The organism is Bradyrhizobium sp., assembly GCF_019244115.1.
Classification (GTDB): domain Bacteria; phylum Pseudomonadota; class Alphaproteobacteria; order Rhizobiales; family Xanthobacteraceae; genus Bradyrhizobium.
Window position 1 is genome coordinate 1 of record NZ_JAFATE010000855.1, and the last position, 21310, is coordinate 21310.

A 21310-nucleotide genomic window follows, 5' to 3' on the forward strand; every position below is an offset into this window, starting at 1 on the left:
GACCCGGTTGCGATCACAATGTGGTCCGCTTGCAGCAGACGGTCGCCGACGCGGATTGCGTCAGGCGCTGCGAACGCTGCTTGGCCCGGGATCACCTTGACACCGCGTTTGTCCATCGCGCGGGCGAGGCCCGACGGAATGTCCCTGATCAGCGCTTTCTCGCGGTCGATCAGGGCCGCCCAGTCGAGCCGGGTCTTGCCGACCGAAATGTGATGAACGGCAGCCCGCTCGATCTCATGCAAGGCATGTCCGGCCGCGACCAGTACTTTCTTCGGCGTGCAGCCCCGGTTAGGACAGGTGCCGCCGAGGTCGCGCGCTTCGATCATCGCAGCGGACAGGCCGGCGCGCCGCACCGGACCGGTTACGCCGATCCCGGCATTGCCGCCGCCGAGAATCACCACGTCGAATTTCTCCCGCGTCATGGCCAGACCTCGTTCGCTGCACGCGATGACGGTGGCCGCGCATCGTCCCTACGCGGCCCGCCGTCCTTGCTACTTACTGGTGATGGTGGACGTGATCGAATTAACGACGGTCGTGGCCATCTTGAACTGCGCCGTGCGATCCTTGATGTGATGACGCTTCGCGATCCAGTCGAAACCGGTCCAGACCGCCCAGACGTCGCCGTTGTCGTCCTGCGTCAGGAGCAGGCGGACTGGCCAGTCCAGGCCGGCGTTCGGATTGGAGGTAATGAACCGGGTGCCCAGCGGCGGATTGCCGAACACCAGGAGTGTCGAGGGCCGGAGCTTGATCCCGGCGTCAGCCGCGAGCTTTGATTGATCAATTTCCGAAAAGAACTTGATGCCCTTGTTCGCGATGTCAGCCTTTATCCTGGTAATGGCTTCGGCCATTGGCACCGCGCTTTTGACCCGGACGATGCCGTCGTCGCGAGCACGCGCCGGTGAGGAGATGGCAGCCAGAAGAAGGAATAGCAGCAGAAGTGAAGTCGAAAGATCAGCCAGACGATGAGTGATATGGCGGAACATGAAGGCCTCCCGTAAGTGAGATTTGGGTTCAGGACAGGATGGCTGTGTCCATGGCCAATCTGAAATGCCTGGTTGCTCTGAACTCGATAGCCCTATGCTATTGGCGGCTTCGATACGCGGCAGCTATCGAACCGATGGCGCAACGGTATTTCCAACTCTTCGTGAATGGGGTTCTGATCGGTCGGCTTCGGAGGTGGGGCGCCCATGCGAGCCGAAGGAACTTGAAAGCTTGATCGCCCTTGTGGGCGGTGCTTCCCGGAAACTAAATTGACCCCCTGATTCGCCGGAGCGAACCATGACCTCGCTTTCACCAGCCGATGCAGAACGATTGAGACAGGCCTTCCTTCGTTGCCGTGAGATGGAGGGTACGCTTGGCGAGCAACTTCGGGCCTACGCCGAGGCGGGGCACGAAATCTTTCCGGCCTACGGCGCGGCTGTCGACCGGCTGGTCGCCCGGCTCAACGAGAACGGCGGCGGTGAAAATGCGCCGCGTCCTGGTGAGGCGATGCCGCCATTCCTGCTTCCGGACGAGACCGGCCGGCTCGTCAGTTTGGCATCGCTGCTCGTCCAGGGGCCGGTCGCCGTCATGTTTTACCGCGGCCACTGGTGCCCTTATTGCCGTCTGAATGTCAGGGCGGTGGTTCAGGCTATGGACCGAATCCGTGCCGTCGGCGGCCAAGTCGTTGCAATCATGCCGGAGACACAGGCCTACGCGGAGAAATTCAAGGCGGAGGGGGCGGTGCCGTTTCCAGTCCTGACCGATCTCGACAACGGCTATGCGCTCTCGCTCAATCTGGCGATCTGGCTGGGAGCCGAAATCCAGCTTCTATTGGCGCACCAGGACCTGGCGAACTTTCACGGCAATGACGGCTGGGTTTTGCCCATTCCTGCGACCTTCGTGGTTGGCCGGGACGGGCTGGTCAAAGCGCGTTTCGTCGATCCCGACTTCCGCAAGCGGATGGAAATCGACGACCTCGTTGCAGCCTTGAATTACGCCGGCCGGAGCGCGTAGGCTTCCCGTCCTTAGCCCATGTTCTTATGCCGCCGCCAGTCGGCGCCACGCAGCATCCGCATGACCGCGGATGCTACGGCCGTACGCTCGCGGCCCGCCACGCCATAGAGGTGGACGGTGCGCCGCGCATCAAGGCCTTCGACCGTCGTTCGCTTCAGCGTTGGCGGAATAGGCGAGGTCACAGGCATCACGGCCACGCCGACGTCCGCCTCGAGCAATTCGATCAGGTCGCGCTCGGACGAGATCTGATGGCCGTGATCGCTGTTCAGGCCGTGCTCACGAAGCGAGGCGCTGAGGCGATCGGCGTGTTCGCAATAGTTTCGCGACAGCCACTGCTCCGACTGCAAATCGTCAAGAGCGATCTCGCCCTGCTTCGCCAGCCGATGCTCCTTGCTCAGGACGAGCCGAAAATCCTCGGTGAATAACGGCCAGCTATCAAGTCGTTCCCAGCTCTCGTCGAGCTCGGCGGCGATGCCGAGTTCAGCCTCGCCCTTCTTGAGCATTTCGGCGACCTCGCGGCTATCGCCGCGCAAGAACCTCAATTCCAGGCGGTTGAACTGGCGCTTGATCTGATTGAGGAACGGAATGAGCAGCGACAGGTCGACCGCGTGCGTGAGCGCAATCCTGAGGGCGCCGACCTCACCGCTCTTGAAGGCAGACGCGAGCGAGCGCGCGCCGGCAGCCGCCTCATAGCACTGCTTGAGCAGGGGATGCATGCGCTGGCCGAGTTCGGTCAATTGGGTCGGTCGTTCGCGCCGGAACAGGTCGCCCCCGAGCTCGGCTTCCAATTGCTTGATGGCCCGCGTCAGCGACGGCTGCGACACATTGCATTCGTCGGCGGCCCGCGTGAAGTTGAGCGTGCGCGCGACCGCTAGGAAATAGCGGACCTGATGCATCTCCATGATCAAGCTCCCCTTGGATCGATGCAGTCTAGCCGACCGGTAGCGGCAGGAATACACCTCACCCCCATAGCCGGGACCTATCGTTTCGGAAGCCAAAGGGCATTTCCGTCATTGCCTCCGAACGTGCAGATTCCGAGCCATCCGCGGACCACCTGATCCGCTTATCGAAGGCTCAGAGCGATGAACATCCAGCTGAAAACGGACGGGAAACATACGCCCATGCTGACCGGTAAGGTCGCACTGGTGACCGGCTCCACCAGCGGCATCGGGCTCGGCATCGCCCGCGCGCTCGCGGGAGCCGGCGCCGCGGTCGTGCTGAACGGCTTGGGCGCGGCTGACGAGGTCGCGAAGACCAAGGACGACCTCGCGCGAGAATACGGTGTGAAGGTCGGCTATTCGCCCGCTGACATGTCCAAGCCCAAGGCGATCGGCGAAATGATCGGCTCAACGCTGCTCGAACACGGCCGGCTTGACATTCTCGTGAACAATGCGGGCGTCCAGCATGTCGCGCCGCTCGAGCAATTCCCGCCGGAAAAATGGGACCAGATCCTGGCCATCAATCTGTCTTCGGCCTTCCATACCATTCGCCTGGCACTCCCGGCGATGCGCGAGCGCGGCTACGGCCGGATCATCAACATCGCTTCGGCTCACGGCTTGGTCGCATCTCCGTTCAAGGCGGCCTATGTGGCTGCCAAGCACGGCATCGTCGGTCTGACGAAGGTTGCGGCGCTTGAAGCAGCCGAGCAGGGCATCACCTGCAACGCGATCTGCCCTGGCTATGTGTATACGCCGCTGGTCGAGGCCCAGATCGATGGCCAGGCCAAGGCGCACGGCATTTCTCGCGATCAGGTCATCCGCGACGTGCTGCTCGCTCAGCAGCCGAACAAGCGGTTTGCGACAGTCGAGGAAATCGGTGCGCTCACGGCCTTTCTCGCCAGCGAGGCGGCGGCCTCAATCACCGGAACGGCATTGCCGGTGGACGGCGGCTGGACCGCGCACTGACAGGGGCGGAGAAGAGAAACGTAACAAAGCGCCCGGCCGACGCGAATAGGCTGGGCGGCAGTTCAAATCGGAGCGAGACATGAACGGCGAGCAGAAGCACCCCGTAAGCATCAAATCGATGGCCCGGAATCTTCCCGGTCAGGTTGTCCTGGTGCTGCAGGGCGGCGGCGCTCTGGGCTCGTACCAGGCTGGCGTCTATCAGGCGCTTCAGGAGGCGGGGATCGAACCGGACTGGATCATCGGCACGTCGATCGGCGCCATCAATGCGAGCTTGATCGCCGGCAATGCGCCGGCGGAGCGACTGCCGAAATTGAAGGAGTTCTGGAAACGGATGGAGCAAAATCCGATCTGGAATATCCGCACCGCCTTTCCCGGCTTCAACGACCGGCTGTCCTATTGGTCCACCGTAACGCACGGCATTCCCAGCTTCTTCAGGCCCAATCCTCTGGCGCATGCCGGTGACAGCTATCCGCTCGGCGCCGAACGGGCGGGCTACTATTCGACGGCGCCCCTCGAGAAGACTCTCGCGGAACTCGTCGACATGGACCTGCTTAACGGGTGCGAGCCGCGCCTGACCGTGGGCGCAGCGCACGTCGGGACCAGCCAGATGCGCTATTTCGATAGCCAGCATTGCGAGCTCGGCATCAAACACATCATGGCGTCGGGCGCCTTGCCGCCCGCTTTTCCGGCGGTCCGCATCGACGGCGAACTCTATTGGGACGGCGGTATTCTCTCGAACACGCCGACCGAGGTGGTCTTCGACGACAATCCCCGCAAGAACTCCCTGATCTTCGCGGTGCATTTGTGGAATCCGGCAGGCGCCGAGCCGACCACCATGGCCGAGGTGCTCAATCGGCACAAGGACGTGCAATATTCCAGCCGCATCATGAGCCACATCGCGCGGCAGCAACAGGCTCATCGTTTGCGACACATTATCAATCAGCTAGGCGCGCGACTACCGGAAAGCGAGCGCAACGACCCGGCCGTTCGGGAGATGCTTGGTTACGGTTGCCAGACACGGATGCATGTGGTTCGCCTGCTCGCGCCTCAACTCGACCGGGAGACGCATACCAAGGACATCGACTTCAGTCCGCGCGGCATTATGCAGCGCTGGGACGCCGGCTATGCGCACACCAAGGCCGTGCTGGGCCGCGCGCCATGGGTCGGCGAATTTGATCCTTTATCCGGCGTCGTACTGCACGAGCAGATGGAGCTGATGCCGCTCGCAGCGGAATGAGCCTTGTTCGGAAATGTCCGGGTTTTAGATTGCCTCAAGACCGTGCGATCGCTCTGGTGGGTATTGGTGCGGACAGGGGAAGGCATGGCGAACTTGGAGAGGATCTGGCATGGCGTTTGCTTCGATTGCGCCGAAAGGCCTCCTTATGTTCGCCATCCCGCGCCGCTACAGCCACTTTGTTTTCGGGGTCATCCAGTCCGGATTGACATCGCTGATGGCTGCGGGGATCGCGAGTTTTTCGCTCCTTGGGAGCGGCACCTTCGTCAGCAACTGGCTGGTCTCCTGGCTCGTTTCCTGGGCCATGATGATGCCGATCGTCCTGTTAGCCGCCCCGGCAATCAGATCGATCTCTCTCATTCTGACGCGAGATGAACCGGCGAGCTGACACGATCAGCATCGGCATCGGCTCCTACAGGTGCGGAGTCCTGGCGTAAACACAGAACTCAACCAAGAATATCCCGTGTTTCATCGAGCATTCTGAATGAAACGCCGTGCCAGGTAATCGATCGAGATTTTTCCCGGTCCCCAGGCCATGATGCTGAGCGCCATCGCCGCCCAGGTGAGATGGATCGGCCAACCGTCGGGAACGGTGAGTTCCACAATTGCGGTCATGAGCAACAATCCGAGTCCGGCAAGGCGGGTGCCAAGCCCAAGGATCAGAAGCACCGGAAAGACGATCTCTCCCGATCCTGACAGAAAGGCCGTCACTGCCGGCGTCGGGAAATGGTAAGGGCCGCCCGGCAGATGCAGCATGAACTCGTCACTGAACAGCGCGACGGCGGTGTCGCTGAGCTTGAGAAAGCCGTCCCATTTGAGGATGCCGGACCGCCAGAACGGCACGGCCAGCGCTACGCGCGTCACGAGCTGAACGACGGAAGGCAAGGCGATCGCTTGCACCATCCGGCTGGCCTTGTCAGCTAGCAGGCCGAGCGACCGGAGGATCTCACTGCCCGCGATTCGCTGATCAGTGATCATCATTGTCTCCCAGGATAGCTGCTGTAAATGCACCCGCCTCAATCATCTCGGCGATGCTGGAAGCAATGTCAAAGGAGCGCGAAACCTCCAGAGCGCAGGCGGCGGCTTCGCCGAGCGTGCGTCCCGCGATAAGGCTTTTGAGGAAGACAGCCCCGCCAGGCGGCAAGTGCCGCACGCCGACATCGAGATCGGGCCGGGTGATCAAGGCGTCGTCCGGTGTCGACGCATCAATCCTGCCGATAGGGCCCGTGCCGCGATTGGCCGCGAAAATCGTCACAATAGAAAACCGAGAACAGATAACCCTTGTCGCGGGGTGTGCCTTGAACACCACGTCGCTCAGCCGATCGGGGCGCACCGCCGCGAGTGCATCCGATGAGAGTGGCTCGGCATCGGCCGCATGATAGGCGTCGAGCCACGCGCGCTCCAGTCGTGCCGTATCGGCAAGCCACGGCATCGACTGGGCATATTCATACTGCTGAATGAACGCCGGGAAGTCCCGGCCATAATCGAACAGCAGGGGTGACGTGGGGGGCGTGATGCGGATGTGAGAGCGCGCCATGGCGCGGAAAAAATCGTCGCCGGTGATGCGCTGGACGGCCGGGTAGATCGCGGCGAGCGCCTCGATCAGGCTGACCGTGACATTATTGCGGTACACGTTGTAGCGCCTCGTGGCCGCCTTGCCTTTCGGGCCGGCGATCACCGAAGGTGTGACCCGGGAGGGATCGATCAGGCCGGCCGCGAATGCCGCATAGGCGGACTGGGGCCTTTGCTTAAACAGCGGCATGGCGGTAGGCCCTGGGTGCGATGGCGTAACACCGATCAAGAATCGCCCGCGCAGCCGCCGCCTCGGCCTTCAGGATCGGCCAATCAGGGATCTTGCTGTCCCATTCGATCAGAGTCGGAATTGCACCGCAGCGCCGAATGACGGTTTCGAACAGCTGCCACACGGGATCGGCAACTGGACAGTCGTGGCTGTCGATCAGCAACGGCTCGCCTTCATCGTCGAACTGCTCGGCGTGACCGGCGAGATGAATCTCCCCAACGCGCGAGAGTGGAAAAGCGGAGAGATATTGCAGTGGGGAAAAGCCATGATTGGTGGCGGATACGAAGACGTTGTTGATGTCGAGCAGCAGGCCGCATCCGGTCCGTTGGGCGATACGGCGGATGAACTCCGTCTCGCTCATCGTCGACTCGCGAAACATGACATAGGTGGAGGGGTTTTCCAGCAGGATGGGCCTCCGAATCGCGTTCTGCACTTCGTCGACGTGGTTGCAGACGCGCGCGAGCGTCGCCTCCGTGTATGGCAAGGGCAGGAGATCATTGAAATAGGTTGTCTCGTGCGTCGACCAGGCAAGGTGCTCGGAAATCAAGGCCGGCTGATAGCGGTCGACAAGACGCCGGAAGCGCGCGAGATGCTCCCGATTGAGCGGCTGCGGCCCTCCGATCGACATGCACACGCCGTGCAGCGACAAAGGGTGATCGCGGCGCAGGGCTTCCAGCGCCCGATGAGGCGGTCCTCCCGCACCCATGTAGTTCTCGGCGTGGACTTCGAAGAAGTCCCGCTGTTTGCCTTCGGCCAGGATCGCGGGAAGATGCTCATGCTTGAAGCTCGTTCCGGTAACGCCGCCGATCAAAGGCGAAAAGCGGAGAGGCACGATGGCAGGGCCTTCAGACCTGTTCGCTGCGTCCATGGTGCTCCTCCGCTTCCCTTCGTCACTTATGGCTGTGCTCGTCGCATCAGATCGGCTTGAGCGAACCGTGCTTGCCGTTGGGCAGCTCGATGCTGGCGCAGGTGCCGCCCTGAACGAACTTCCACGCATTGCCCTGGAAGTCGGCTGTCGAGGTGCCTTGGCAGGTGGTCCCTGGTCCCGCGGCACAATCGTTCTGACCCTTCAGGGCAACACCAAAGCATTTCTCCTTCTTCGCGGCGGTCGCCGCATCGACCTCGGCTTTGGTCAGGGGCCCGGCAGCGGCCAGGGTCGCAAGCGCAGTGCTGACGGCGCCAGCGAGGACAAACGAACTGACTACAGTTTTTGCAGGCATGGATCTCTCCTCTCGAGGTTGCATCGCCCGTTCGGCGAGCATGCATTGATCCCGTTCGCCCCGAAGGCGGCCCGTGTTACCGTTCTGGCCGCTCACGGCTGCGTGAGATCGGGTGTCGGGCCATTAGGGGGAGCGCGGAAGGGCAAATCCAATGCCTTGCCTCTATGAGGACGGTAGCCAAAGGGCATTGGAAGGCGCAAAGACGCGGACCGATGATGGGCGACAGCCTCAGCGAGGTGCGCTGATGCCGCTGAAAACTTCCGTGGGTACGTAAGGGAACTCGGAAAGCGGCGTATAGCCATTCGAGGTAGAGAGTGCGCCGGGCGTTTCGCAGGGCAAAAGCAATGATGATCGCATTTCCAGGCAGACGACGCCATGCGCAGGCAAATCGCGGCTTGTCCGGCAGGCCGCGAACCATCAGCATCCGCCTGGCGGTATCGGCACTCGTTCTGACGGTCATTCTTCTCACCGCCGCGGCGTCCAGTCTTTTATGGTGGCGGACTGCGGAAGGCATCAGCCGAGAGCTGGCTTCGACCATCAACGAGCAGATCGTCGCCGCCGTGCGCAAGGAGGTGTCGGCGATCGTCGATGAGGCGCGTGCGGCCCACACCGCCATCCGCACGCTTTTCCTGCAGAACGTCCTTGAGACCCGCGAAGCGGATAAGCGGGAATTTGTCTTCCTGTCGCAATTGCAGTCGCAGGGGACGATATCCTGGGTGGCCTTTGGCTGGCCCGATGGGTCTTACTTTGCGGCTCACAAGCTCGGCGATCGTCACCTCGAGATGATGGAGATCTCGTTGTCAGATCATGCCGGCCAACGCCGGGTCGATGAATACGAGGTGATACCGGGCGACATCCAATTCGAGAACCGCCGGTTCGAGCCAACCGATTTCCATGTGGGCGAGCAGGAGTGGTTCAAGAGCGGGCTCGCCTCGGAGGACCCCCAGTGGTTCAAGGTCCTGGACCATCCGATCGGGCAACGTCCGTCGATAGCATTTGCAGGACCGATCGACGTCTATCAGGAGCGCCAAGGCGTTCTAGCCATCATCATCGAATATACCAGGCTGGCTCATTTCCTCGCTCAGCTCGAGGTCGGCCGCACGGGAACGGCATTCATTTTTGACGGCACCGGAGAGCTGGTTGCCGCGCCGGACAAGGACGCGGACGAATTGCATCCAGCACGCAGTCAGAAACAGGTACTATTGCCGGTCGCACGAGAGGCTCTGGCTCGTGCCGGCGAGAAGGGACGCAAGGAAGCGTGGCGGAGCAGGCTCTCTGTTGCGAACGCAGCCTATGAGGTCGCTCTCACTCCCTTGCCGTTTCCCGGCTGGTCGCTTGCGACGGTGATTCCTGAAGCCGAGGTTCTCGGTCCGGTTGAAACCACGCTGCGCCGGCTCATCGTCGGTCTCGCTTTGGGGGCGCTGCTAGCCGCATTATCGTCGGCGGTGCTCGCGCGTTCCGTAATTGCCGCACCGCTCACGCGCGTGGTCGGCGAAATCCGGCATGTCGAGACCTTTGCACTGGACCAGGTGCGGCGCCATCCGTCACGGCTGGCCGAGATAGCGAGCCTGTCCGGCGCGATCGCGGAGATGGCGCAAGGCCTCTCCGCTTTCCGCAAATTCATCCCGGCCGATCTCGTCCGATCGCTGCTGCGGCAGGGCGTCGAGGCAAAGCCCGGCGGCGCGGTCCAGGAGCTGACCGTGATGTTCATCGATATCGCGGGTTTCACGGGCCTGTCGGAGCGAATGGGTGACCGTGTTGTGCCCCTGCTGTCGGAGTACCTCAACCTCCTTACGGAACAGATTGTCGCCCACGGTGGGACAATCGACAAGTTCATTGGGGACGCGATCATGGCCTTCTGGGGCGCTCCGACTGCCCAGCAGGATCACGCGCTGAGGTGCTGCCAGGCCGCGCTAGCCTGCCGCCGGGCAATCGAGCAGTCCGGCCTCGCTGATGATCGCGGCCAGCCGTTGCAGATCCGGATCGGAATCAACTCCGGCCGCATGCTGGTCGGCAATATCGGTTCCGAACTGCGGCTGAATTATACGGTCATCGGCGATGCAGTGAATGTGGCAAGCCGGTTGGAAGGCGCCAACAAGAGCTTTGGAACCCAAATCCTGATCGGCGAGAGGACACATCGCCTCGCGCGAAACGGCATCGTCGCTCGCGAAGTCGACAGCATCGCTGTGTACGGTCGGGAAGAAGGTTTCGCGGCTTATGAGTTGGTGGGTCTGGCCGGGGAGGTGGATGCGGAGCGCCAGCGCGGATCCTGGATCTCGCGTTACGAACAGGGGCTGGCCAAGTATCGGAACCGTGACTTCTCAGGCGCCATCATCGACTTCAAGGCCGTGCTGGGCGATCGCGATCACGATCGTCCATCAGAACTTATGCTCGATCGCTGTGAACAGCTGCAACGGGGAACCGATGAGGGGTGGCGGCCGATTGCTGCCCTGAAATCGAAATAACGCGATTGGACGCTTTCATGTGTTCAGGCGAAATACAGGCAATCCGCTGCCCCCGTCATCGCTTACCGGTTCTGGATGTCGGGTTCGAGAGGGATCCCCATGAGCTTCTTGACTCGCGCCCCTGGATCGAACGGCACCGGATGAGGGCGTAACAAACCCCATTGTCGAATCGAACTGCCGTCGAGGGCGCGGCTGAACTGGCGTGAAAACTTGATTGAGGAACGGAGAGCAACATGATTGGCGAAGTGATGGTGATTGGCGATCTGAAGCTGCGGGATGACGCCCCCCTCGACGAATACGACGGCTAGGCGAACGGATGTACAGCATCGTTAGCTCTCTTCCAGGATTTCTGGCGGTGAAGTCGTTCAAGGCGACTGATGGCAAGGAATTGACTGTGTTTCGCTTTGCTTCAGAGCAGGCGCTCGAGGCCTGGCGCACTCATCCCGAACATGTCGAAACCATGAAGCGAGGACATGCCGAATTCTACGCCAGTGGGTTCTTGCAAATTTGCAAGGTCGTCCGCGAAGTCGGGCCCTTTGAGCACTCCTGAGACTCGTCCGGTCGTCTCGTAAGGCTCATCGGCTGCTCGTCTGAACAGACAAACATCGGCAAAGTGTCCGGCGCGTTCTTCGACATTGCTGCAAAGTGCCGGACAGCTTCCGTCAACTCCGAAAAGTACCCCGCCGTTCACGACTAGGTTGATCCACCGGATAAGCGCGCCGCTCCGACAATTCGTCCATCCGATGATTCGACGACAACGGCGACATCTTGACCTTCTGGCAACGGTTCTTCGATTTGAAGCGGCTTGCCGGACCATTCGCCCACTGTTCGAAGCGACCGAACGACATTTGCTTCAGTCAGCGTCCGACCGCCATTTTCACCACGTCCGATCTTCGTGGTGTGCTCATGGTCGAATCCGACCAGCAGGACCTTTCCGCTTCCGGTTCCTGATCCGATCTTGATCGCGACCTTTTCGCCAGCCCTGACCACGTTTACGTCGGTGGCGGTATGTCGTTCGCGCTTCGCTTGTTCGATGGCAGCATTAACTTCACCGCGATACGAGCCGACCAATCCAACTGACCCGTCCACAACGATCTCCGGAGTGTAGGACCCGTCGCCGAAGCGATGGCCGTAGCGGTCCTGACGGATAGTCGCGGCTTCGAAAGAGAATGGGTCCTTCCAGCCCAATCGGTCCCAATAGGTGACATGAAATGCGAGGGGGAGAACATCAGCCCGCCCTTTCGACATCTCGTTCAGAAAAGCGTTCGCAGGTGGGCAGGATGAACATCCCTGCGATGTAAAGAGCTCAACTACGACAGGACGCTCGCCTGCCAACGCGGTTGTGGGGAGCAAACAGAGGGCAAGACCAAAAAGGGCCGGACTGCGCGCTGCCATACGATCCTCCAACACTTCAGCTGCATTCCTTTTCGGCCGTCGGGGAGCTTTGTTACACTTCGCGCCAACACGAGATCGTGAAGCGCCTGGTATTAGAGGAAACCAGACTATTCTTTGCCTGCTGAACGCGTCCTCAGCGGTGCCGCCGCCTTCCGTATCGCCTTTCGGGTCGCGCAACGCGCGTCGAAGTCGTCAGATCGAACTGCGCAAGGGCCGGAACGCGTCGCGAATCTCTCTAGTGAAGATCTCGGGCTGCTCCCACGCCGCGAAGTGTCCGCCGGCTTCGGCCTGATGGAAGTAGATCAACTTGTAATAGGCCTTCTCCGCCCAGCTGCGCGGCGCCACGAAGCTCTCGCCGGGAAACGCCGTCACGGCGGCCGGAATCGAGACGCCTGCGGGCAGATAGAGATTGGTCTTGTTTTCCCAGTAGAGGCGCGCCGAGGAGATCGCGGTGTTGGTCAGCCAGTATAGCGTGATGTTGTCGAGCACGTCGTCCCGCGTCAGCGCGCCCGCGGAGTGCCCGTTGACCGCGCGCCCGAGCACCGCCGATTGCATCGCTGAGGCCGGCTGGGCATAGCCGTCACCGTGGTCGAGCAGCCAGGCCGCGAGACCGGCTGGCGAATCCGTCAGAGCCGCGAGCGTTTGCGGGCGCGTGCCCATGATCTGCGCGTAGGCGCGCCGTTTCGTGAATTGAACCTTGAGCTGGTCGAAGGCGTGCTTTTCTTCGGCAGGCAGATCCGCCGGCGGGGACTCTCCGGATGCCACCGCCTTGAAGATTTCCGGCGGAACGACACCGGGCAGGTTGACATGGATGCCGAGCAGTTCCGGCGCACCCAGCTTGGCCATTTCATTGGAGACCGGCGAACCCCAGTCGCCGCCCTGCGCCACGAACTTCTTGTAGCCGATCCGCTTCATTAGCAAGATCCAGGCGCGGGCGATGCGCTGGGGATCCCAGCCGGTGGTGGTCGGTTTGCCGGAGAACCCGTAGCCGGGCATCGACGGGATCACCAGATGGAAGGCGTCGTCTGCGCTGCCCCCATGCGCCGTTGGATCGGTCAGGGGATCGACGATCTTGAGTTGCTCGATGACGGAGCCCGGCCACCCGTGCGTGACGATCATCGGTAGGGCGTTTTCGTGCCTGGAACGGACGTGTATGAAGTGGATGTCGAGGCCATCGATCTCGGTGATGAACTGCGGCAGGGCATTGAGCCGCGCTTCCACCTCTCGCCAGTCATAGCCGGTTTGCCAGTAGCGCACGAGATCCTGCAGCATCGCCAGCGGGACGCCCTGGGAGTCGTCGGCGACCGTTTCCTTGTCTGACCAACGGGTCGCCGCCAAGCGTTGGCGAAGGTCGACGAGGTCGGCTTCGGGAATAGCGATGTGGAACGGACGGATCGCCTCGTCGGTCGCGGCCGATGCCTGACGTAGTGGAAACAGGCTGGCGGCACCTGCCGCAGCCAGTCCCATCGCAGCGCCGGTGAGCAGCTTGCGCCTGTCGTGATCAATGACGTCCTGGTTCGGCGCGGTCGCGGCGATGGCGATTGATGTCTTCAAATGCCTGCTCATTTGACGATCTCCTCGAAATGAGATGCCGCGGCCAATGCCGCGATCACCTCGGTGGTTGTCAGGATGGAATGGGCAAAGGTCGTTCCGTTCAGTGCGTGGGCGGCGTGCATCATGTCGTGCGTGAAGGCGGCCGTGGCGTCGCGCACTAGCGTGACATGATAGCCGAACTCCATGGCGTATCTCGCGGTGGACGCGATGGACGTATTGGCGAGCTGTCCAACCACGATCACTTGCGTGATGCCCTTCTGTTTCAGCAGCATATCGAGGTTCGGTATTGGCGAAGCCGCTTTGGCCCCAAAGCGGCCCGTTGCATTTGAATCGGCGCCGTCCCATATTGAAGCGCCAAGTCTACAGCAAACGCCCGCTGCGGCACGAATATCATCTCACGGAGAAAGGCGAGGCCCTCTATCCCGTGATCCCGGCGCTGCGCGCCTGGGATGAGACCTGGTTCAAGTCGCCGAAGGAAGATCGCGCTGCGAATCATATGCACCTCGTGTGCGGCAAGCCGGCAGGGCTCGGTCCGCTTTGCGAGTCCTGCGGCAAACCGCTGCATCGTGAGGACCTGGTCGCCGAGCAGGCCCCCAAATATCGAAGGGAGCGAGAGGCGCGGTGGGAGACGTTCAGGTCGAGTCGCTGACAATCAGGCCCGAGATCCACAGAAGAACGAGCATGACAGTGCCATTGGTCCGGCGAGTTCCAGCCAAGGTCTTTATGAACCCAGATTCAGCTCTCTCTGAACTACGCCGACGTCGGCGCGCTCTTCGCCACCTCCGGCGCAACCCCGACCGATGGGACGAAAGGCTGCCAGAAGCTGGACTATTTCTGACAGCACCTTGGCAACGACCCGAAATACATGAAGGAGCAGCAGGCGCCTGGCCGGCAAGCACGGGCAGGGTGGACTCGGCGCCGTCGCGATGGGCGAGGAAGCGCAGCTGTTTCCTAATCAGCGAGACCCAGGTCCGAGGCCTGGTGCGCCCACCAGGCCGATCAGGCCTTTGCAGCCAATCTCCAAAGTGTCATTCCGACACCATGAATCAGCGGCTCCTGCGGGAATCCAATACCTAGAGGCTTTTCCGTTCCGATTGAATCGGTACGGAGGCTCTACATTGACGTGTTTTCTTCACGCGAAGCGGTGCCCGCTTCGCTCGAAGACGCTTTGGGAGAGCTTTCTGAATTGGTGACGGAAGCAGGTGCAAGGCGCGAACACCGATCGTTCAAAGCAATGCCAGTCATCGCATGCGAGAGAGCGCGGCTGACCAGGTCGTCGATCTGTTTTGCGGCGTCTTCGATCGGCAGGCCCGCCGCCCTGATGTTGGAGATGCAGTTTCGGTGCGAATCCATCGCGCCGATGCGCGGTTGCCATGTGATATAGGCGCCAAGCGAGTCGGCCGCAGACAGGCCGGGACGCTCGCCGATCAGGACGATGCCGAGCCTGGCGTTCAAAAGCTCGCCGATCTCATCGCCGATGGCGACACGCCCTTGTTCGACCAGAACGAACGGACCAAGGGTCAGCCGTCTTGCCAGCAGCAGGACACGCAGGCGCGCGGCAAGCGGCGTCAGATTGCCTGATATCGCCGATGAGGAAAGCCCGTCGGCGGCCATCATCACGACGTCACTGCCCATGGCCCGGCCCTGCAGCAGTGCGCGCGCCTCCTGTGACAGGCGCCGGCCAAGATCGGGCCGGCGAAGATACTCGCTCCGATCCTTCACGGCGGTGCGCAGGTGCACGACGCTCCAGCCCTGGCTCCCCAGGGCTTCTTCGAGCGGCGCGAAATCCAGCGGGATGTGAACGGCGTCTCGTGCGCGCGCATGGTCGGCCCGGAAGTTGAGCGTCGCTGTCGTGGATTGTCCGGAGCCGACGCGTCCGAGTCCGATTCTGGCGGGCGTGAAGCGGCGCAGGTGCGCAAGCCCGCCGCTCTCGTCCGGGAACTGGTCGCCCCGATCGGGCCGATCGTCCTGCATTTAGCTCGCCATCCGTTCGATCAGTGCAATCGCTGGCGCGATCGCGGCGGTCGGCGATTTTTGTAGGGCACGGCCGCCGGGATCGACGACGCCGATTCCCTGCAACCATGTTTCGAATTCGGGAGCGCTCCGTCTTCCCAATGTCTCGCGGACATAGAGGACATCATGGAACGCCAGGCTCTGGTAGTTCAGCATGACGTCATCAGCGCCGGGAACAGCGATGACGAAAGTGACGCCTGCGGCGCTCAGCAGCGTCAGCAGGGCGTCCATGTCGTCCTGGTCGGCTTCCGCATGGTTGGTGTAGCAAACGTCGCAGCCCATCGGCAGGCCAAGCAGCTTGCCGCAGAAATGATCCTCGAGCCCAGCCCGGGTGATCTCCTTGCCGTTATAGAGATATTCCGGGCCGATGAAGCCGACGACCGTATTGACCAGCAGAGGCTTGAATCGTCTCGCCACTGCGTAGGCGCGCGCCTCCATGGTTTGCTGATCGACGCCAAAATGGGCATCGGCGGAAAGCGCGCTGCCCTGTCCGGTCTCGAAATACATCACGTTCTGACCCACGGTTCCCCGCCCGAGCGCGAGCGCCGCGTCGTGGACTTCCGCGAGCATCGACAGGCTGATTCCAAAGCCCCGATTGGCTTTTTCGGAGCCGGCGATCGACTGAAATACGAGATCAACCGGTGCGCCCGCTGATAGCGCCTGCATGGCGGTGGTGACGTGACCAAGGCAGCAGGTCTGGGTCGGGATATCGAGACGCCGCCTGATGTCGTCCAGCAGAGTGACGATCCGCAGGTAGTCATCCAGACCGTCCGTCGCAGGATTGACGCCGATCACTGCGTCGCCGACGCCGAACAGGAGTCCTTCGAGAAGGCTCGCGGCGATGCCGCGGGAGTCATCGGTCGGATGATTTGGCTGCAGCCGTGTCGACAGGCGGCCCGCAAGCCCGATCGTGTTGCGGAAGGCCGTGGTGACGCGACACTTGGCGGCAACGACGATGAGATCCTGCGCACGCATGATCTTCGACGCGGCGGCAACCATCTCGGGTGTCAAACCCGGCGCGAGCCGCGTCAGATCGGTCGTCGTCGTCCGCTCGTCCAGCAGCCACTCGCGAAACGCGCCGACGGTCAAATGTGATATCGCGGTAAAGGCCGAAGCATCATGACCGTCATGGATGAGGCGCGAGACCTCGTCTTCTTCGTAAGGGATGAGGGCCGTGTCCAGAAACGTCTTGAGCGGAAGATCGGCAAGCGCCGTCTGCGCGGCGACCCGCTCGGTCGCGCTCTCGGCGGCGATACCGGCCAACGTGTCGCCGGAGCGCGCCGGCGATGCCTTGCCGAGCAGCGTCTTCAGATCTGCAAAGGTCCAGCGTGTGCCGCCGAGCATTGCGCTATAAGACATGCTGGCGCTCCTCAATACAGGCGTTATGGGACAGAAAAGCCCAAATCGCTCCCGCGCCCCGGCCGACGTCGATCAGCCGTCATCATTCGACGAGCACGCTGGCGTCCCGGCGCGAGCGGCGCGCCAGCAGATTGGCGACGATCAGCAGCAGGATCGAGAGCGCCATCATCAGCGTCGCCGCCGCCGTAATGGCCGGGCTCAATTGTTCGCGCAGGCCGGTGAACATTTCGAGCGGCAACGTTCGCTGGTCGGCGTTGGCGAGAAACTGCACAACGACGACCTCGTCGAATGAGGTAACGAAGGCAAACGCCGCTCCGGAGAGCACGCCGGGCAGGATCAGCGGCAGCATCACCCGAAAAAATCCGATATGGGGCTTGGCACCGAGGATCGAGGTCGCGCGCATCAGGTTGCGATCAAAACCCGTGAGACTGGCACCGACGGTCACCACGACGAACGGACTGGCGAGGACGGTGTGAGCGAGTATGATGCCGGCATAGGTGTTGGCGAGACCAATCCGTGCGTAGAACAGATAGGTACCGACCGCGGTCACCACGACCGGAACAATCAGCGGCGAGATCAGCAGGGGGACGACCAAACGGCGTGCCGGGAATTTCGGGTCCGACAGACCGATCGCGGTGAGGGTTCCCAGGATCGTTGCCAGGACCGTCGCACCGAAACCGATCAAGAGACTGTTGCCGATCGCGGCCCGCCAGCGCGGCGTGCCGAGCACGACCTCGTACCAGCGGGTCGAGAGCCCGGCGAGCGGGAAGGTGAAGAACGATCCGCTGTTGAAGGACAGCGGCACGGGCACAAAGATCGGCACCACCAGAAAGACGAGGACCAGAATGCACCAGAACCAGAGCGCGGCGGCGCGAAGCCGCTCACCCGTGGTCGGATATTGCGAAAGCAACATCGGCTTCACCCCATCTTGAACAGGTCGAGACCGAGATAGCGGGTCATGGCCACGTAAAGCCCGAGCGTCGACGCCAGCAGGACGAAGCTGAGCGCCGCCGCCATCTCCCAATTCAGCTCGGCATTGACGTAGTTGGCGATGAAATTGCTGATCAGCTGGTCGCTCGCGCCGCCGATCAGGACTGGCGTGATGTAATAGCCGAGGCACAGGATGAAGGTCAGCAGACAGCCGGCGAGCACGCCCGGAATGACCTGTGGCAGATAGACCCGCCAGAAAGCCGTGAACGGGCGGGCGCCGAGCGATTGCGCGGCGCGCATCAACGACGGCGGCACCGAACGCATCACGCTGTAGATCGGCAGCAGCGTAAAGGGCAACTGGATATGGGTCATCGCGATGATCAGCCCGGTGCGGCTGTACATCAATTCGAGACGGTCGGAGGTCAGGCCGAGCCACAGCAGGAGATCGTTGAGGAGGCCATACTTCTGCAGCAGCACCGTCCATGCCGCGGTGCGGACCAGGATCGAGGTCCAGAACGGCAGCAGAACCAGGACGAGGACCAATGCGGCCATCGCCGGCCGGAGACGGGTGATCAGATAGGCGAGGGGAAAGCCGAGCGCCAAGGTCGCCAGCGTGACGATGGTGGCGACCAGAAAGGTTCGACCGAACACGCGCAGGAAAACCGCCTGGCCCGAGGGCACCGCGCCGATCGTTCCGTCATTAGTCCATTTGAGGTCAAAGGCGTTCAGCAGGAAGAACGAAGTGAACGGATGCACGCCCGAGCGGATCGCGGCCCAGCTTTGCTGTTCGCCGAGAAGCGGCGCAGCCTTGATCATCGCCTCCTTGCTCGCCGCCTGGTTCTGGCTCGCCAGCCGCGCGGCGCGCAGCACCTGGCTGCGCGCGCCCGGCAGGCGGGTGTTGAGGTTTTTGGCCAGTTCGAACACCGCGCCCGCCGCCTGCGCCTGTTTGAGGTCAGCGGCGAGGGCAACGAACACCGGCTCGGCCGGCACACCCGCGCCGCCATCGGCGCGCAGCGCCTCGGCCGTGCGCGGCAGCGCGTTGGCGATCGTCGGCTCGTAAACGGCGCGCGACAGCAGCGCGACGATCGGCGCGCCGAAGCTGAAGACCAGCAGCAGCAGGAGCGGGGCTGCCAGCGCCAGCGGACGAAGGCTCTCGCTCCGATCTCTCCCCCTGACACTGAATGCAGGCATTGCGACCGATGTCATGATGCGATCCTTGCGTCCGCTCTCGCGCGATTGCGATCGGTTATTGGGCAAGCCACGCGTTGAAACGTTTCACGAGGTCTTCGCCCTGGTCGCCCCAGAATTCGACATCGCTCACGAGATAAGCCTTCATGTGATCCGGAGCGGTCGGAAGTTTCGGCAGGACCTCCTTGGGGACGAACGGCGTCGCGTCGGCCCGCACCGGACCATAGGGGATGAAGCGGCCCAGTTGCGCGCTCACCTCGGGCTCCGCCGCATAGGCGAGATATTTGTAGGCGAGGTCGAGGTTCTTGGCGCCTTTCGGGATCGCGATCATGTCGTATTCGACGATCTGATTGTTCCAGACGAGCGCGAATGGCCGCTTGTCCTGGTCGATGGCGTTCTGGATGCGTCCATTCCACGCAGTCGTCATGACGACTTCCTTCGAGGCCAGCAGTTGCGGCGGCTGCGCGCCCGCCTCCCACCAGACGATGTCCTTTTTGATGCTGTCGAGCTTCTTGAACGCGCGATCGACGCCCTCCGGGCTCGCCAGCACCTTGTACACGTCGGCGGCCGGCACGCCGTCGGCCATCAGCGCCCATTCGAGGTTCTGCGCCGGCGCCTTGCGCATCGCGCGCTTGCCCGGAAACCTTTTTGTATCGAAAATATCGAGAACCGAAGTGGGGGCTTCCTTCAGTACCGTCGTGTCGTAGGCGAGCACGTCGCCGTAGACGTCGATGCCGACGCCGCAATCGAGGGCGGTGCCGGGCAGGAACTTTGACCGTTCGGCGATCTTCGAATAGTCGAGACGGATCAGGACGCCGGCGTCGCAGCCTTGCAGAACCGTGGAGGTCTCGACGGTCACCAGATCGATCGGCACATTGCCGGTCTCGACCATCGCTTTGATCTTGCCGAGCTCGCCGGTATATTCCTGCTCGTTGAGCTTGACGTTGGCCTTCTTGGCGAACGGCTCGAACCAGGCCTGGCGCAGCGCCGCCTGCCAGGCGCCTCCGGTCGCCATGACCGTCAGTTCCTCGGCGTTCGCGGACCCCAATGGCGAAATGATCGCCGTGGTCGCCAAGGCGATAAAGGCCGTTCGGCACACTCGTGTCATACGTCTCTCCCTACGCTCAAGAATCTGCTTTGGCTGCTGCGCCGGCTGGAAACGCGCGGCAGTCCGAGGCGCGCCAGCGAATATCCACCGTGTCGCCCGTCGCGAGCGCCGCGTCGGCGTCGATCTTCACGGTCAAGACCTGTCCGCTTGCCAGCCGCGCGAGCAGGCGCTGATGGTCGCCGTGATAGATGCGGCCGTCCACCTTTGCCCGGAAATGATTCTCTGCGCCGTTCCCGCCGGCGGACAATTCGATCCGCTCCGGACGAATGGCGAGATGGACCGGCGCGCCGGGGCCGATATCGCCGACGGAAAGAGCTGTCGCGCGCAATCCCGCCGGCAGTGCCACGAGGCATTGACCGTTGCCGACGCGTTCGGCTGTGCCCTCGAGCGCATTGTTCTCGCCGATGAAGCTTGCGACGAACGCAGTCGTCGGCTCCTTGTAGAGCTGGTCGGGCGTTCCGATCTGAACGATGGCGCCGCTTTCGAAGATCGCGACGCGATCGGACATCGTCAGCGCTTCGCTCTGGTCGTGGGTCACGTAGACGATCGTGACGCCGAGCATCTCGTGAATCTGCTTGAGCTCGATCTGCATGTGCTCGCGCAGCTTCTTGTCGAGCGCGCCGAGCGGTTCGTCCATCAGAACAAGGCTGGGCTGGAAAACCAGCGCGCGGGCAAGGGCGACGCGCTGCTGCTGTCCGCCCGACAGCTGCGCGGGCCTGCGATCTTTGAACTGCTCCAGCCGTACCATCTGCAGCGCGCGCAAGATCCGCGAGGCGATCTCCGGCTTGGGCACCTTTCTGACCGAAAGCGGGAAGGCAACGTTGTCGGCCACGCTCATGTGGGGAAACAGGGCGTAGTTCTGGAACACCATGCCGATGTTGCGCTCGTAGGGTGGCAGGCGGTCAACCGATTTGCCGTCCAACGTGATGACGCCCCGCGTAGGCCGTTCGAAGCCTGCCAACATGTTGAGGGTGGTGGTCTTGCCGGAGCCCGAAGGACCGAGCAGCGTCAAAAACTCGCCGCGACCGATCGAAAGATTCAGGCTGCGGACCGCGCGAAACGCACCGTAGGATTTTTCGACATCGATGAATTCGACGAATTTGGCGTCTGATTGCTGCTCAACCGCGGGCGCCTCCGCAACCTG

23 protein-coding genes are annotated in these 21310 nt (G+C 62.3%); 7 read left to right on the top strand and 16 right to left on the bottom strand.

The window, feature by feature from the left end; genetic code table 11:
- Both JOZ76_RS36085 and JOZ76_RS36090 read right to left on the bottom strand, forming a co-directional pair.
- Positions 1-422, bottom strand: a 422-nt coding sequence (locus JOZ76_RS36085; protein WP_291706143.1) for an FAD-dependent oxidoreductase, incomplete at its 3' end; no start/stop codon positions are given.
- A 69-nt stretch (positions 423-491) separates the two neighbouring features.
- The gene (locus JOZ76_RS36090) at positions 492-983 is read right to left on the bottom strand and encodes a DUF302 domain-containing protein (protein WP_291706144.1); all 492 of its coding nucleotides are present in this window, start codon (positions 981-983) and stop codon (positions 492-494) included.
- Between the two features lie 295 nt (positions 984-1278).
- On the opposite strand from JOZ76_RS36090, the gene JOZ76_RS36095 reads away from it, so the two are divergent.
- The gene (locus JOZ76_RS36095; protein WP_291706145.1) at positions 1279-1995 is read left to right on the top strand and encodes a peroxiredoxin-like family protein; all 717 of its coding nucleotides are present in this window, start codon (positions 1279-1281) and stop codon (positions 1993-1995) included.
- Between the two features lie 11 nt (positions 1996-2006).
- Here JOZ76_RS36095 and JOZ76_RS36100 read toward each other — a convergent pair whose 3' ends face one another.
- The gene (locus tag JOZ76_RS36100) at positions 2007-2897 is read right to left on the bottom strand and encodes a LysR family transcriptional regulator (protein ID WP_291706146.1); all 891 of its coding nucleotides are present in this window, start codon (positions 2895-2897) and stop codon (positions 2007-2009) included.
- A 180-nt stretch (positions 2898-3077) separates the two neighbouring features.
- Here JOZ76_RS36100 and JOZ76_RS36105 point away from each other — a divergent pair, with 180 nt between their 5' ends.
- The 3 genes from JOZ76_RS36105 (at position 3078) to JOZ76_RS36115 (ending at position 5521) form a co-directional block, all read left to right on the top strand.
- Positions 3078-3899, top strand: coding sequence for a 3-hydroxybutyrate dehydrogenase (locus JOZ76_RS36105; RefSeq protein ID WP_291706147.1), 822 nt, complete (start codon positions 3078-3080; stop codon positions 3897-3899).
- Positions 3900-3978: 79 nt separating this feature from the next.
- Positions 3979-5136, top strand: a complete 1158-nt coding sequence (locus JOZ76_RS36110) for a patatin-like phospholipase family protein (RefSeq protein WP_291706148.1) — start codon at positions 3979-3981, stop codon at positions 5134-5136.
- A gap of 145 nt (positions 5137-5281) precedes the next feature.
- Positions 5282-5521, top strand: coding sequence for a DUF2798 domain-containing protein (locus JOZ76_RS36115; RefSeq protein WP_291706164.1), 240 nt, complete (start codon positions 5282-5284; stop codon positions 5519-5521).
- A gap of 80 nt (positions 5522-5601) precedes the next feature.
- On the opposite strand, the gene JOZ76_RS36120 is transcribed toward JOZ76_RS36115, so the two are convergent.
- From JOZ76_RS36120 to JOZ76_RS36135, 4 genes are read right to left on the bottom strand one after another with little or no spacing between them, the layout of a single operon-like run.
- Entirely contained in the window at positions 5602-6111 is a 510-nt protein-coding gene (locus JOZ76_RS36120) for a DoxX family protein (protein ID WP_291706149.1), read from the bottom strand.
- Positions 6101-6895 carry an HvfC/BufC N-terminal domain-containing protein gene (locus tag JOZ76_RS36125; RefSeq protein WP_291706150.1) on the bottom strand — a complete coding sequence of 265 codons (795 nt, stop codon included), beginning with the start codon at positions 6893-6895 and terminating at the stop codon, positions 6101-6103. The genes JOZ76_RS36120 and JOZ76_RS36125 overlap by 11 nt, the downstream gene beginning before the upstream one ends.
- Positions 6882-7802 (bottom strand): MNIO family bufferin maturase, encoded by a 921-nt coding sequence (gene bufB / locus JOZ76_RS36130; RefSeq protein WP_291706151.1) that lies wholly within the window; start codon positions 7800-7802, stop codon positions 6882-6884. Before bufB ends, JOZ76_RS36125 begins: the two co-directional genes overlap by 14 nt.
- Positions 7803-7848: 46 nt before the next feature.
- Positions 7849-8154, bottom strand: a complete 306-nt coding sequence (locus tag JOZ76_RS36135) for a BufA1 family periplasmic bufferin-type metallophore (protein ID WP_291706152.1) — start codon at positions 8152-8154, stop codon at positions 7849-7851.
- Positions 8155-8501: 347 nt separating this feature from the next.
- Here JOZ76_RS36135 and JOZ76_RS36140 point away from each other — a divergent pair, with 347 nt between their 5' ends.
- Both JOZ76_RS36140 and JOZ76_RS36145 read left to right on the top strand, forming a co-directional pair.
- Positions 8502-10619 (top strand): adenylate/guanylate cyclase domain-containing protein, encoded by a 2118-nt coding sequence (locus tag JOZ76_RS36140; protein ID WP_291706153.1) that lies wholly within the window; start codon positions 8502-8504, stop codon positions 10617-10619.
- Between the two features lie 316 nt (positions 10620-10935).
- Positions 10936-11169 carry an antibiotic biosynthesis monooxygenase family protein gene (locus tag JOZ76_RS36145; protein ID WP_291706154.1) on the top strand — a complete coding sequence of 78 codons (234 nt, stop codon included), beginning with the start codon at positions 10936-10938 and terminating at the stop codon, positions 11167-11169.
- 143 nt (positions 11170-11312) lie between these two features.
- Here the strand turns inward: JOZ76_RS36145 and JOZ76_RS36150 are convergent, their stop codons facing one another.
- The 3 genes from JOZ76_RS36150 to JOZ76_RS36160 form a co-directional block, all read right to left on the bottom strand.
- Positions 11313-12014, bottom strand: coding sequence for a DUF1223 domain-containing protein (locus JOZ76_RS36150; protein ID WP_291706155.1), 702 nt, complete (start codon positions 12012-12014; stop codon positions 11313-11315).
- Positions 12015-12206: 192 nt separating this feature from the next.
- Positions 12207-13580: an epoxide hydrolase family protein gene (locus JOZ76_RS36155; RefSeq protein WP_291710129.1), complete on the bottom strand. Its 1374-nt coding sequence runs from the start codon at positions 13578-13580 to the stop codon at positions 12207-12209.
- Positions 13577-13840, bottom strand: a complete 264-nt coding sequence (locus JOZ76_RS36160; protein ID WP_291706157.1) for an isochorismatase family protein — start codon at positions 13838-13840, stop codon at positions 13577-13579. Before JOZ76_RS36160 ends, JOZ76_RS36155 begins: the two co-directional genes overlap by 4 nt.
- A 74-nt stretch (positions 13841-13914) precedes the next feature.
- Here JOZ76_RS36160 and JOZ76_RS36165 point away from each other — a divergent pair, with 74 nt between their 5' ends.
- A complete protein-coding gene (locus JOZ76_RS36165; protein ID WP_291706158.1) occupies positions 13915-14217 on the top strand; it encodes a winged helix-turn-helix transcriptional regulator in 303 nt (100 codons plus the stop codon).
- A 464-nt stretch (positions 14218-14681) separates the two neighbouring features.
- Here JOZ76_RS36165 and eutC read toward each other — a convergent pair whose 3' ends face one another.
- From eutC to JOZ76_RS36195, 6 genes are all read right to left on the bottom strand, one after another.
- Positions 14682-15542, bottom strand: a complete 861-nt coding sequence (gene eutC / locus JOZ76_RS36170) for an ethanolamine ammonia-lyase subunit EutC (protein WP_291706159.1) — start codon at positions 15540-15542, stop codon at positions 14682-14684.
- Positions 15543-16940, bottom strand: coding sequence for an ethanolamine ammonia-lyase subunit EutB (locus JOZ76_RS36175; protein ID WP_291706160.1), 1398 nt, complete (start codon positions 16938-16940; stop codon positions 15543-15545).
- Positions 16941-17022: 82 nt separating this feature from the next.
- Positions 17023-17853: an ABC transporter permease gene (locus JOZ76_RS36180; protein ID WP_291706161.1), complete on the bottom strand. Its 831-nt coding sequence runs from the start codon at positions 17851-17853 to the stop codon at positions 17023-17025.
- A gap of 5 nt (positions 17854-17858) precedes the next feature.
- Positions 17859-19076, bottom strand: coding sequence for an ABC transporter permease (locus tag JOZ76_RS36185; RefSeq protein ID WP_291706162.1), 1218 nt, complete (start codon positions 19074-19076; stop codon positions 17859-17861).
- Between the two features lie 40 nt (positions 19077-19116).
- Positions 19117-20166, bottom strand: coding sequence for an ABC transporter substrate-binding protein (locus JOZ76_RS36190; RefSeq protein ID WP_291706163.1), 1050 nt, complete (start codon positions 20164-20166; stop codon positions 19117-19119).
- A 16-nt stretch (positions 20167-20182) separates the two neighbouring features.
- Positions 20183-21310, bottom strand: a 1128-nt coding sequence (locus tag JOZ76_RS36195; protein ID WP_441300159.1) for an ABC transporter ATP-binding protein, incomplete at its 5' end; no start/stop codon positions are given.